Consider the following 12454-nt stretch of genomic DNA (forward strand, 5'->3'; position numbering starts at 1 on the left):
TTGCCCCCCCTATTCTCTTGCCCGCCGCGTTCGTCCCACCCCCCCCACCCCCTCCCCCCCCCCCCCCCCCCCCCCCCCCCCCCCCCCCCCGGTCCGGGCGTCGGGGATGAGCGCGCTGTGGAAGCGCCGTGGGCGCTGACGAAGGCTCAGTCGATCAGTTCGGCGGCCCGTTCGGCGATGGCGTAGACGGTCGCGTTGGTGTTGGCCGAGGGGATGGACGGCATCACCGAGGCATCGGCGACCCGCAGTCCGGCTACTCCGTGCACGCGAAGGTTCGCAGGGTCGACGACGGCATCGGCGTCGGTTCCCATGCGGCAGGTGCCGGTGAAGTGGAAGTAGGGACCGGTGGCCTTGCGGATGAACTCGTCCACGGACTCGCCGCTCGTCCCGGAGCCCGGCACCGCTTCCTGCTTGCGCCAGTCGGCGAACGCGTCGGCCTCCCCGATGCGGCGTGCCAGGGCCAGGCCCCTGCGCATGATCTCCATGTCACGGTCGTCGCTCAGGTAGCCGGGGTCGACGACGGGAGCGCTGCCGGGATCGGCGTCCGCCAGGCGCACGGTGCCGCTGCTGTGCGGAGCCATCGCGGCGAAGGCGATGGAGTAGCCGTTGGCCGGCGGCTGGCCCCATGCCGACGGGAGCGGGGCGGCGACGATGTAGACCTGAAGGTCCGGCCGGGCCGCCGCGGGGTCGCTGTACAGCAGGCCCATCATTTCGGCCGGCGGGTTGGCGGGAACGAACGGGACGGGCTGGATGGCCTCGTACACCACGCCCGCCATCGGATGGTCCTGCAGATGGGAGCCCACTCCCGGCAGGTCGGCGACGACGTCGATGCCGTGTTCCTCAAGGTGTTGCGCCGGGCCGATCCCCGACAGCATCAGGAGGTGTGCGGAACCGATGGCTCCCGCGGTCAGTACCACCTCGGCGCTGTCGACGGACAGGTCCTCCCCGCCGGTGGTGTAGTCGACGCCGGTGCAGCGGCCCGCGGTGGTGCGCAGCCGTCGCACGGTCGCGTCCGTGACGACGTCCAGGTTCGGCCGGTCGAGGAACGGACGAATGTAGGCGTCGGCCGCGCTCTGGCGGGCGCCGCCGGGCAGATTCATGTCACTCCACCCGAACCCGGTCTCCAGCCCGCTGCCGATGTCATCGGCGCGTGCGAACCCAGCCTCCACCGCGGCGTCGATGCCCGCCGTGGCCAGGGGATGGGGTTCCGGGACCGGGGCGACCACGACCGGCCCGTCCGTGCCCCGCACGGAGGCATCACGGTCGCGGGTGCTCTCGCTGCGGCGGAAATAGGGCAGCAGATCGTCGAAACCCCAGCCTGGCGCTCCGAGGCCGGGCCATTCGTCGTAACCGGAGCGGTGTCCGCGCAGGTGGTAGAGGCCGTTGATGCTCGACGATCCGCCGAGTGCCTTGCCGCGCAGCACGTCAGCGGCCCTGCCTGTACCGGCCTGCACGGTCGAGGCGCCCAGCCAGAGGGATGACGGGTCGAACCCCAGGAAGCCCCAGGGCGATGCCATCGTCTCGGTTGCGTCCCGGGCTCCCGCCTCCAGCAGCAACACCCGCACACCGGGGCGTTCCGAAAGCCGGGAGGCAATCACGCATCCCGCGGTCCCCGCTCCCACCACGACATAGTTGTAAGGACTCTTGCCCATCATGTCTCCGCTTTCCACGGCAGCCTTGTCCGACCGCCGGATTTCAGAAAGTCAGCTCCTCGACGATCAAGGAGCTGATTGTGCTTACGCACTAAAGGGGTCCAAAGAAATTGGATGGTTGTCTTCGCGTCAGCCCTGCGGGGCGCCCAGCCGCGTCCGGGCTCGGCGCGCGGAAGGCGTGGAACCGGCTGATCAGCGGCGCGTGGGCTCCAGTGGAGCACGGCGTGTCCGGATGTCGGCGCCGGTACCTGAGATGACGGCCACGCGGCCGGAATTCTCTTGTTTCACGAGTTTCTCGTCTTTGGTGTGTAGCCGTTTCAGGAACAGCCCGGGTGTTCTCCCTGCCGTCGCAGCTTACGAAGACCGGCACGGCACGCACTTGAACCACCGCGACGCCCGTTCGGAACCTGAGCGCCATGACACCGTTGGAGCACATGGCTCGGTTCGTTCACGGGCGGGCAGGGCGGGCAGGGCGGGCAGGGCGGGCAGGGCGGCGAGAACGCGCTGCTGATGGCGGAGTTCCCCGGAGCGGCCGTTCTGTCCAGGTGACCCACAGCATGCTCAAGCCGCCCGGCGGCTCCCAGCGGGTGTCTGGCGGCGTGGGTCAGGTGAGGGCGTGCAAACCGGCGGGCCACACGAGGGTGGTGGCCGCCCAGGTGAATCCGGCGCCGAAGGCGGCCACGAGGACTCGTTGGCCGGCGGTGAGTTGTCCCTTCGTGGTGGCATGGGTCAGCAGCAGGGGGATGGAGGCTGCGGAGGTGTTGCCGACGCGCGCGATGTTGGACGGCACCGCCTCGGGCGGAATGTCCAGAGCCTCGGCAACCGCAGCGCTGATGCGCGCGTTCGCCTGGTGGACGATCAGACGGTCGATGTCCCGCACGGTCAATCCAGCCGCGGCGGCCGCGTCCCGGGCTACCTGGGTCATGCGGCGTACCGCCTGGCGGAGCACGACGTTGCCCTGCATGTGTACGTACCGGCCCGCTTCGTCGCCCGGCGGGGCGCACGGGAAGCGGCGGGAGCCTCCTGCGGGGACGCAGATGGCGCCGGCGTGCTCGCCGTCGCTGCCCCAGGCGACCGGCCCGAGGGTCCCGGCTTCGCCTGCCCGCCCGGCCTCCAGCACGGCCGCGCCCGCTCCGTCGCCGAAGATCGGCGCCGTGGAGCGGTCGGCGGGGTCGATGACGGCCGACATGGTCTCCGCTCCCACGACCAGGACGGTATGGGCGGTGCCTGCCTGAATCAGTGCCGCTGCCACGGACGTCGCGTAGACGAATCCAGAGCAGCCGGCGGCGATGTCGAATGCGGGTACGTGGTGCAGGCCGAGTCTGTGGGCCACCGCCGGCGCGGTGCCGGGTACAGGGTGGTCGGGTGTGGTGGTGGCCAGGACCAGAGCGTCGACGTGGTCCACTCCGGCTGATTTCATAGCGCGCAGACCTGCTTCCACCGCCATGTCGCTGGTCGCCGTGGCAGGGTCGGCGATGTGTCGTGTGGTGATGCCGATGCGCGTGTGGATCCACTCTGCGGACGTGTCCAGGCGTGAGCACAGCTCCGAGTTGGTGACCTGGCGTGGTGGCAGCCAGCTGCCCAGGCCGATCAGTCGGGCCGCCCGCAGGGGCGGTGGGGGCAGGGCGTCAGGTGAACTCACGCGGCTCACGGTAGACAGGCGGCGGGGGGTGCAAGCGGTCGTTTCGGCTGAGTCACCCGTTTGTGGTGGCTGAACTGGCTTTGGTGGGCTGCCGAGTGCGGTGATTGCTGCCGGCGGCAGGATGAACGTGGTCGTCAGCCGGGCTGGGGAGCGGCACGCCGGGCCACCAGGTCGACCAGGTCTGCGACCGTGGGGGCCTGGGCGAGGTCGTGTTCGGTGATGACGAGCCCCAACTGGTCTTCCAGGGCCATGGACAGCACCGTGACGGCCATGGAGTCGATGCCGGCCTGCGTCTGGGTCGCGTCCTGAGCGATCGGCTCCGCGGGCAGGGCTGCGTGGTGCACCAGCAGCTCTTTGATGAACGCGAAGTCGACGACGGCTGAGGTGTCCTCGCTGACCTCTGCGGGCGGGGTTCGCCGCGCTTCAGGCCCGCTGCGCTGACCCTGCGGTTTCGGCTGTCCGCCGCACGTGGTCGGGGAGAGTTCCTCCGCGGCCTCGCTGAACAGCTCGGCAAGCCGGTGGAGTCCGGGAAGAGCTGCGTCGGTGACGAAGCAGACGCTCGTCGTGTCGTTGTAGCTGCAGGCGACGACGGACGCCGGCTGGTTGCGGGGGAGCCAGCTGAACGGCTGGACGTGGGTGACGGGGTGGCGGCCGTAGCGCAGCGGCCGGTGGATCGCGACGTATGAGGTGGTGATCGCTGCCCGGTCGGGTGTGGTGAGGAGGTCGGCCGCGCGGTGAAAAGTCTGATTGGGGGCGAGGTCCATCAGTGTGCGCATGGCCCTGAGCTGGGCGGGATCCTTGGTACCGCGGGTGGCCTCGATGACCCGGTCGAGACGGCCATCGGCTGCTGGGTCGTCGCACGGAAGCGGGACGGGGGCGAACGTGATCAGGTTCCCAGGCCGTCGGTTCTCCTCGGCTCGGCGCAGGTTGACCATGGTGAGGGCGGGCAGGGGCCTGCCGACGCCTTGAGGCCAGTTGCCGGCAGACCAGGTGCGCAGGGCTCCGCTCAGGACGGCCAGGAAGGCGTCGTTGGTGTCGCCGCGGCGCTGGGTCGCCGGGCCGCGCAGCCGCTGCGTGGGCAGGTGCGCCCAGTTGACCACGCGAGTGCCGTCGAGCGGTCGCGCGTGATCGTTCCAGATGTTGTTGGCGGCGCAGGCGGCGAGCGTGCCGCGTACCGTGCGCAGGTAGGTCCGGGGAGTCGGCCGGGCGACGGCTCGGACGGCGGGTGGCGTCGCAGCGCCGAACAGCGTGTGCAGGGTGCCGATGAGGCCCATGCCGTCCTGGGTGCTGTGATGGGCTCGCCAGCAGATCGCGTAGTGGTCTGGGGCGTAGCCGCTCAGCAGCCATGCGTCCCAGAGGGGCCCCTGGTCGGGCAGCGGATGTGAGATGAGGTCGTGCAGGGCTGCGTCAAGGTGGGCGTCGCCGGTCGGGATGCGGCGTTCACAGACGCGTCTGTGCAGGTCGGGGGCGGGGTCGTGGCGCCAGCGTGCTTTGAGCCCGGGGCCGTGGAGATAGTGGGTGAGTCGAGGCTCGACGTGCAGGTGGCGGGCGATGTGACTGCGGAATTCGTCGACCGTGGGTGGGGTGCCTTCGAGGTGGAGGAGCACTCCGATGGTCTGGGAAATGGAAGGCTGGGTCTGAGCCATGTGGTGCATGGTCAGATCCATGGCGGTAGGGGCCTGACAAGGGCTCATGTGGCGTTCTCCGCGGAGTGGCCGACAGCGTCGGATGCTGGGCTGGACGGGTGCCGACGGGTGTGGAGCTGCTGTGCCGTCGGCTGCGGCACAGCAGGTCGAGAAGGCCGGATGCGGCGGCTGAGGTGGCCCAGCGCGAGCAGGGCGGAGGCGTCGGCGAGTACCGGCACGTGATAGGGGAAGGGGCGAGGGCCCAGCATGTCGGGTGGCGACGAGATGCCGGCGCCGCCGTTGTGGCACGACTGAGTGAGCAGGTAGCGGGTGGCGCGGGCTACCGGGGTGAGGTCGCCCTGGCCGGTGAGGATGATCAGGCCGTAGGAGGTGCTGATCGCGTCGCTCCTGCTCCCCTCCTGCTGGCCGAAGCCTCCGTCAGCCCGCTGGGCGGCGAGTACCAGGGAGAGGATCCGCTCGTTCATGGCGCGGAGGAAAGGAGGAGGCGTCCGGGACCAGTGGTTGGCGGCGAGGTACGCCCGGAAGAGGGTGTGCAGGCGGCTCCTGCTCCAGCCGGGTGGGAAGGTACCGTCCGCGTGCTGGCTGTCTGCCAGGAAGTGCAGGGCCGACTGGATGATGCCGCGGTACAGGCCGCCTTGTGTGCTGAGCGCGTTGACGGCCGCGGCGGTCATGCACGCCTCGGAGGGAGTGCCCGCGCCGTAGGTGGGGAACCCTCCGTCGGCGCCGCGCACGGCGAGCAGGGCATCCAGGCCACGCCGGATCGCATCGCGGTAGGCGTAGGGGTCGAGTTGGTGCAGGAATTCGAGGGCGACGGCGGTGCAGTCCGTGTCGGGCAGCTGCGCGCGGTCGGTGTACGACCAGCTGCCGTCTTCGTGCTGAACATGCGCGAGGTGCCGGCCGATGCGGTGCAGGACATGGTGCGGTGCGCCGGCGGTGTGGAGCGCGAGTCCTGCGGTGACCGTGGACCAGGTGTCGGTGTCGGTGACGAACGGCATGCCGCCGTCGTCACGCTGGTGTGTGAGGGCGGTGGCCAGACCCTCGTCGACCGTGGTCCGCATGCCCGGCACATCTGCCAGGGCGTGCAGGACCAGGAGATGGATGAGAAGGTTCCCCTCCCACACGGTGCCGCGCCGCTGGGTTGATGCCAGCAGGGCGAGATCATCGGCGCTCGGCGGAGCCTTGCCGGCGGCCCGGCCGAGGACGGCCTTGACTGCGGTGACCTGCACGGCGGCCCAGGGGTGCAGCGCTTGCATGGCGAAGGCATCCGGGCCCCGGCGGTCCAGGGCGGGGGCTGAGGCGGGGTCCGCGCCGAGGATGAGGAACACAGCGTCGAGCAGGGCCTGTTTGCGGGCCCCGGCGAACTCCGGCACCTGGGCTGCGATCCCCGCTCGGACCTCGTGCGTCACCGGTGCGTCGTCCGGTCGCAGAGCGGTGTCGGCCAGGGCCGCCTCCAGCGGGTCGCCGCCGTGCCGGTGGCGCTCCAGGTAGCGCGTGATGCGGAAGCGAGCGGCTTCATGACGCTTCCCGTGCCGTACCACGAGCGCCAGGGTGAGGGCGGATTCGAGGACCCGGCTGCGGCAGGCGTCGCGAACCGCGCCGTCGGGTCCGACCCGGTTCGACAGGCATGCCAGAAGCCGGTTCTGTCCGGCCTGAAGCCCGGCGGGCACAAGTGACTCCGGCCACCTGGTGGGCAGCTGCTCGTGAGCGAGCGGTCTCATCAGCGTTTCGGTCCTTCGGGACGGACGGGCGGAGGGTCAGTCCAGTGGGGTGGGCGCGCCGCGGCGGTCCGGCATCCATCGCTCCTCGAACCGCCCGGTGACGCCGAGCCAGAGCAGCGTCGCGGACAGGAAGGACTGCAGCCCGTTCACATAGCGCCGCACCGCGACCCGGTCGGGGGCAGGCACCGCTTCACTCGCGGTCAGCGCGGCCGCCAGCAGGTGAAAGTCCCGTAGCCGCTCGTCCCGCATCCGCACCACACGCGCACGCGCGGCGGACATGGAGCAGCCGTACTCACGAGCCCATACGGTGACCAGGTTCTCCTGCCGCGCCCGCAGGTCGTCCCCGGCCGACGCGAGGTCGTTGGTCCAGCCCGCCACATCGGCTGCGGCCGTACGCAGCGTCGTCAGCCTGGTGTCCGCGCCAGGCAGGTCCAGCCAGGGAGCGTCGGCGGTGCACTCCACGACGTCGGCCATCGGCAATGCCGTAATGGTGCGGCGGCGCAGCGCGAGGTAGTCGCCAAGCGCCGGCCGTGTCCGGTGGTTGCGGCCTGCGGCCTCTTCGCAGGTGGCCGCGGCGAAGTCGCGGTAGTCGGCGACGAACCGCTCCTGCCACTGCGGGGGCATACGCGAAGCCGTACGCTGCCACAAGTCGTCCAGGGCCGCCGCGGGCCCACTGCGCACGTCAGCACTGTCGCCCGCGGTGAGTACTCCCAGCAGCCGCTCGAACAGCGCACGCACCTCACCGGGCCGGGAGCCGAGCCCGCTCCGGTCCAATCGATCATCGACCAGGCAGATGAACGCAGCCCACTGCGCGGTCAGGTCCCGCTCCGCCGCGTCAGCTTCCGGCACGATCAAAGACGCGAACTCCTCCAGCCGCATGGCGGCCAGGCGTTCTTCCTCGCCGCCGTCGACGACCAGGCCCAGATCACGAGCCCATGCCAGCACCGGACCCCTCCCCCGGTGGCCTCGCGCGTCAGCCGGCACACGCAACCGCCAGCCTCGATCCGACGCCTCGTAACACGCGGTCAGCCCACGGCCGGAACAACGTCGACACGACCCGCGACGGTGGCCGGGCTTTCCCCGGCAGGCACCGGCGGTGCACCGAACGCCCTGGTGAACACAGCCGCACCCGCCGCGGTGAGCACGGTGGCAACAGGCTTCGCCTCGACAGAACCAGGGGAGCTGAGAGACGGCATGGTCACCGTGATGTCCCGCATGTCGATCGAGTACGTGGAGAGATCGACAGTCTGTGCCGCATCGTCCGCGACCGCTGCCTCCACAGCCATCGTCCGCTGCGCCAGATCACCGTGGGCCTGGCTGAGACGCAGACCGCGTCCGTCCGCTGCCCTGGTGAAGGAGACACTCCCATCCGACGCCCACGACCCCGACGACGCATCGAGGCTGATGTGGCCCTTCATCGGCCACTGCACGCACGGCGTCGGCCCAGAGGAGTCGAGTACGGCCGGGGCCCCGGCCGATACCACGACACCGTCCACCTCCAGGTGCTGCGCGGCAGCTGGAGACAGACACCAGGAGACCGTCCCGGCAACGGGAAACTCGGCGCCTGCGGCCACGGCGACAACCGCCGCCGCCGCTACGGCGGCCGCTGACACAACAGTGGCGATCACAGCACGACTCCGCATGGGAGCACCTTTCATCGTCGGCCCACCAGCATGGAGGCCGACCGCGAGGCACCCCTCAGAAGGGACGTTTCCGCTGCCCGAGTTCACCCGGATGCACATGTCCGACTCCAGACAGGTGACCGCCGCATGGGACTGCCGCAGGTGCGCCACACAGGGGTGAGGTCGCGGAGAGGGCAGCCGTTCGGACCGCGTGCATGGCGGCGGTCGCGTGGGGTCGACACCCCGGATGCTCCCACCGTTGCCTGCGCCGGGTGAGGATCCCTGCCCTGCCGCCTGGGGCCGAGGGATTTGAGACGACAAACTGCTCGACTCATAACGTGCGCAGTGAGATAGGGATTTCATTGATTTAGATACGCCCCTCATGACCATTCCTTTATTCATGGCCACTCATTTGCCGCACATCGCCGAGGGAGGTGGCAGCGTTAGCGGCATATGGCTGAAGCAACGTTCCACGACTTGCCACACAAGAGCCTCAGAAAATATGACCGACCTGCTGACCAGGATGTGAGCACAGGAAACCTCCAGGACCCACTGGGTCTTGCACCCTTGGGGTGTGAGGCGCGTGGCACCACACATGGGGACGACGCTCAGGCCACCGAGTCACTACTCCGCGAGTTTCTCGCACTGCTCGAGGCGGCTCAGAGGGAATTCGACCACCGGTGGAGCCGGCAGGGAATCGTTGGCCGCCACACGGACCGCGTGTGACGGGGGTGGCCTTCTGTGAATGATGACTATGCGAACTTCTCCCGTGTGCCGCATGGATGGTATTCCGACTCATATGCCTATGGGCCGGGTAGCGACTGGCACGGCAACTCCGGTGATGTTGACGTCCCGTACGCGGAGTCTGTCCTGGTGCCCCCGGGCCCGGCGGGCTGGGACCCGGTGGAAGAACTTGCCTATCTCCTGCAGGAGGCTGTTCCGGCGGAGCCGGCGGCCATGGTGCCGCCGCAGCGCAGCACGTCGCCCTCCGCTGCCGACTTCGCCGACCCGTTGGAGAACATGGCTCAGGCCACCACACAGTTGCCGCGCATCCGGCACACATCTGTCGGGCACCGGAAGAGGCGCGTGCAAAAACTGCGGCGCAGGTGGCTGCAGACCGGCAGCTTCGTGATCGTCGCCTTCGTTGCCGTCATCGTGGCGATGGTCAGCGTCTTCTGCGGCGTGGTGGCCTACGCACCGCTGCAGACCATCCCGATCAGCACGAGGAGCGGGATGGTCCCCTGGTGGCCTCTTCTCGTGTACGGCCCCTGGATCGTGGCCTCTCTGTCGATCTTGAGAACTGCCCTGCACCGGCGCCGGGCAGTGCACTCATGGTTCATCGTCCTGCTGTTTTCCCTCGTTGCGATGATGCTGTGCGTAGCACAGTCCGACAGGACCTTCGTCGGTGTCGCGGGAGCCGCCCTCCCCGCACTCGCCTGCCTGGCATGCCTCCAGCAACTCGTCCGGCAGATCACCTTGACTCTGCCCCCACGACAGACCACGCCCCGGCACCGGCAGTAGCGCCTCCACACGCGGTCACGGCGGCTGCCCGATTTTCACCAACACGGCGTCCTCCCCCTGCCGTTGCGCCGCACGGCAGGGGGCCACGTGAAGGTGAGGACGAACCCTGCGGCTGGCGAGAGCCGGTGATCCGTGGTGAGGACGCCGGCGTCGTTCATGAACGGATGCACCGACGTCACTGGGCAGTACGCGGTCGGCCTGGTCACTAGTGCGGGAAGCGACGGGGCGGACGGGTGACCATGGATTCGCGGAACTCGGCGATGCGCGAGTGGACTTGGCGCATCAGGTGGGTGTCCTCGATCCGATCCAGGTAGAGGCAGCGGGCTGCCAGGCCGGGAAGGTCGAAGGCGAAGTACAGGGACATCAGCGGGTTCACGAACAACTCGCTGCCCCGGGTGCGTTCCGTGAACTGGACGTCGCCGAACGAGCCGCGCACGGCCGCCGCGATGGAACCGTTCACGATGCTGGGGTGCTCCGGGGTGTGGTCGTGGGCGTGTGTCACCGCGTCAAGGTAGAGAGCGCCCTCACGGGTGGCGCGCGGTATCGAGAACGCGCCGAGGTACGCGCCGTCGCGCTCCAGAGCGGCGATATTCTCCAGTACCTGCGTGTGGTTGACGCCGTGGTAGGCGTCCACGCCGAAGCCTACGGAGACGACGAGTCGGGTCGCTATGCCGTCCAGCGCGGCCAGCGCCGCCACACTGGCCAGGTCCTCTTCCGGTGTGCCGAGCCCGGCTTCGTCACCGCGCATCAAGATGTCCGTACCGCCGTCGACCAGCACCACAGCGTCGACGCGGTGCAGTTCGATCAGCGCCTGGTAGGCGGCGCGCAGCGGACGCACCCCGGTCCGGGGGAAGGCGTACACGGTGAACGGGTAGCCGTGCTGACGCAGCCACTGAGCGAGGGTCCGCTCGGGGAAGTAGCTCTGGTGCACAGCAGAGTCGGGAGTGATCGCGACCAGGTCGGGGGCGACCCAGTCGTCGATCGGAAGACCCTCGAGTGCGCTGAAGGAGAGGTTTGCGAGGTACACCTGCTTGCCCTGGTGCAGGAGGGAAAGCGCCAACGGCAGACCGGAGTAGATGTCGAATCCGCCTCCCGCGCCCGCGACGAGGATCCGTTCGGCATCGGCAAGCCGAGTGAAGAGGGGGTTGGAGTGCAGAGACATCATGCCGGCCATTGTCCCGGGACCCGGCCCCGGGCGCTCCCGGGTTCTCATCCGGCGAAGGAGCCGCGGGGCAACAGGAATCGCAGCCTGCGACGCTCGACGGAGCGCCGCTGACTGGCTTCCGGGTCATCGACCCGGGGTCGTCCGTCCCGGTGGTGAGGCGTCGGTGAGGTCCGCGCCGGTGGCGGCGTCCCGCTGGGAGTGTCCGGTTCCGTGCCAGTCCAGGCACATGACGGTCGCGTCGTCCTCCAGGTGACCATGGCTGGCGTCGACGATCGCCCCGATGAGGGTGCGAGCGGCCTCTCGGGGGTGCAGCGCACGGGTGCGGACGATCAGGTCGGCCAGATCCAGGCTCGTGGCGTTGCGCTCCAGCATGCCGTCCGTCAACATCACCAGCCGGTCGCCAGGTCGCAGGTCCAGCGACTGCACCCGATAGGGGTACGGGGAGCGGACGCCGAACGGCAGATCGACATTCGGAACGATCTGCTGCACTTCCGTGTCCCGCATCCGCATCGGCCAGGGGTGCCCGGCGTTGATGAACTCGGTTCGGCCATCCAACAGGCTGATCCGCAGCAGTTGACCGGTGACATAGCCCTCGTGGCCGTACTCGCGCATGGCCTGGTCGGCCTGGCGGGCTTGTTCCTCAAGGTCGGCGCCCGCCCGCCGTGCCCGGCGCAGGGCGCCCACCACCAGGGTGGCCAGCAGTGCGGCGGCGACGTCGTGACCCATGGCATCGGTGACGGACAACTGGACGGCGTCGCGGTCGATCACGTAGTCGAAGGTGTCACCTCCGACGTGGTCGGCCGGCTCCAGTGCCCCGGCCACCGCGAACTGGGCCGCCTCGCATGCCAGCGAAGTCGGGAGCAGCCGGTGCTGGATCTCTGCGGCCAGGCTCAGCGGGACAGTGCGTCGGCCCCACTGGTACACGTCGGTGTAGGACCGGTTCGCGATGACGATGTACGCCAGCGCGTGTGCCGTCTCACCGATCTCCCGCATCACCTCCGCGTTCGGCGTCTCGGACAGGAACAATTCGAGAAGTCCGATGGCGTCCCCGCGGTTGGTCACCGGGGCGACAACCCGCACCAGCCTCCCGCCGCCTTCGTCCTCGACACTGGGACGCTGGCTGCGGATCACGTCGTCGTACAGGGTGCCCCGCAGCGGGATGCGCTGGGCCGGCTCACCGGTCTCGACACTGCCCGCGGCGCCCAGCCGTACGACCGAGCTGCCGTTGAAGTCGGTGATCAGGAAGGACACCGACGCTGCCCCCAGGTCCTCCCTGAGCATGCGCGCGACCACGTCAAGCGACTCCACGGGCGGCGCGGCCTCCGCCGCCTCCAGTGTCCCTGCCAGCGTCATCGCCCGTGGCCCGGGGCTGCCGCCCGCGGGAGGTCGAGAGGCCTGCTCACCGTCCCCGCCCGGCTTCCCTGCGGCCACGGTGTCTCCTCGCTGCTCGACTCGATGGCGCTCAGGACTCCGTGCCGGATGCGCGAG

9 protein-coding genes are annotated in these 12454 nt (G+C 69.5%); 1 reads left to right on the plus strand and 8 read right to left on the minus strand.

Annotation, left to right across the window (positions count from 1 at the left end; genetic code table 11):
* Positions 1-146 precede the first annotated feature (146 nt).
* From AC07AZ_RS01395 to AC07AZ_RS01420, 6 genes are all read right to left on the minus strand, one after another.
* Entirely contained in the window at positions 147-1652 is a 1506-nt protein-coding gene (locus AC07AZ_RS01395) for a GMC family oxidoreductase (protein WP_478842553.1), read from the minus strand.
* Positions 1653-2256: 604 nt separating this feature from the next.
* Positions 2257-3294, minus strand: a complete 1038-nt coding sequence (locus tag AC07AZ_RS01400; protein ID WP_478842555.1) for a beta-ketoacyl-ACP synthase III — start codon at positions 3292-3294, stop codon at positions 2257-2259.
* Positions 3295-3428: 134 nt separating this feature from the next.
* Positions 3429-4940 (minus strand): wax ester/triacylglycerol synthase domain-containing protein, encoded by a 1512-nt coding sequence (locus AC07AZ_RS01405; RefSeq protein ID WP_478842557.1) that lies wholly within the window; start codon positions 4938-4940, stop codon positions 3429-3431.
* A gap of 44 nt (positions 4941-4984) precedes the next feature.
* Positions 4985-6658 carry a prenyltransferase/squalene oxidase repeat-containing protein gene (locus AC07AZ_RS01410; protein ID WP_478842559.1) on the minus strand — a complete coding sequence of 558 codons (1674 nt, stop codon included), beginning with the start codon at positions 6656-6658 and terminating at the stop codon, positions 4985-4987.
* A gap of 36 nt (positions 6659-6694) precedes the next feature.
* A complete protein-coding gene (locus AC07AZ_RS01415) occupies positions 6695-7603 on the minus strand; it encodes a terpene synthase family protein (RefSeq protein ID WP_478842561.1) in 909 nt (302 codons plus the stop codon).
* A gap of 80 nt (positions 7604-7683) precedes the next feature.
* Complete coding sequence (locus AC07AZ_RS01420; RefSeq protein WP_478842563.1) at positions 7684-8286, minus strand: hypothetical protein; 603 nt, start codon at positions 8284-8286, stop codon at positions 7684-7686.
* 735 nt (positions 8287-9021) lie between these two features.
* Between AC07AZ_RS01420 and AC07AZ_RS01425 the strand changes: the two genes are divergently transcribed.
* Positions 9022-9801, plus strand: coding sequence for a DUF2637 domain-containing protein (locus AC07AZ_RS01425; RefSeq protein ID WP_478842565.1), 780 nt, complete (start codon positions 9022-9024; stop codon positions 9799-9801).
* A 205-nt stretch (positions 9802-10006) separates the two neighbouring features.
* Here the strand turns inward: AC07AZ_RS01425 and AC07AZ_RS01430 are convergent, their stop codons facing one another.
* Positions 10007-10966: a DUF1152 domain-containing protein gene (locus AC07AZ_RS01430; protein WP_478842567.1), complete on the minus strand. Its 960-nt coding sequence runs from the start codon at positions 10964-10966 to the stop codon at positions 10007-10009.
* Between the two features lie 123 nt (positions 10967-11089).
* Complete coding sequence (locus tag AC07AZ_RS01435; protein ID WP_478843413.1) at positions 11090-12319, minus strand: PP2C family protein-serine/threonine phosphatase; 1230 nt, start codon at positions 12317-12319, stop codon at positions 11090-11092.
* Positions 12320-12454 lie beyond the last annotated feature (135 nt).

It is taken from the genome of Streptomyces sp. NPDC043878 (assembly GCF_056435735.1).

Coding starts and splice junctions, on each gene's coding strand:
- AC07AZ_RS01395 (WP_478842553.1), bottom strand. CDS start 1,652: ATGGGCAAGAGTCCTTACAACTATGTCGTGGTGGGAGCGGGGACCGCG.
- AC07AZ_RS01405 (WP_478842557.1), bottom strand. CDS start 4,940: ATGGCTCAGACCCAGCCTTCCATTTCCCAGACCATCGGAGTGCTCCTC.
- AC07AZ_RS01410 (WP_478842559.1), bottom strand. CDS start 6,658: ATGAGACCGCTCGCTCACGAGCAGCTGCCCACCAGGTGGCCGGAGTCA.
- AC07AZ_RS01430 (WP_478842567.1), bottom strand. CDS start 10,966: ATGATGTCTCTGCACTCCAACCCCCTCTTCACTCGGCTTGCCGATGCC.
- AC07AZ_RS01435 (WP_478843413.1), bottom strand. CDS start 12,319: ATGACGCTGGCAGGGACACTGGAGGCGGCGGAGGCCGCGCCGCCCGTG.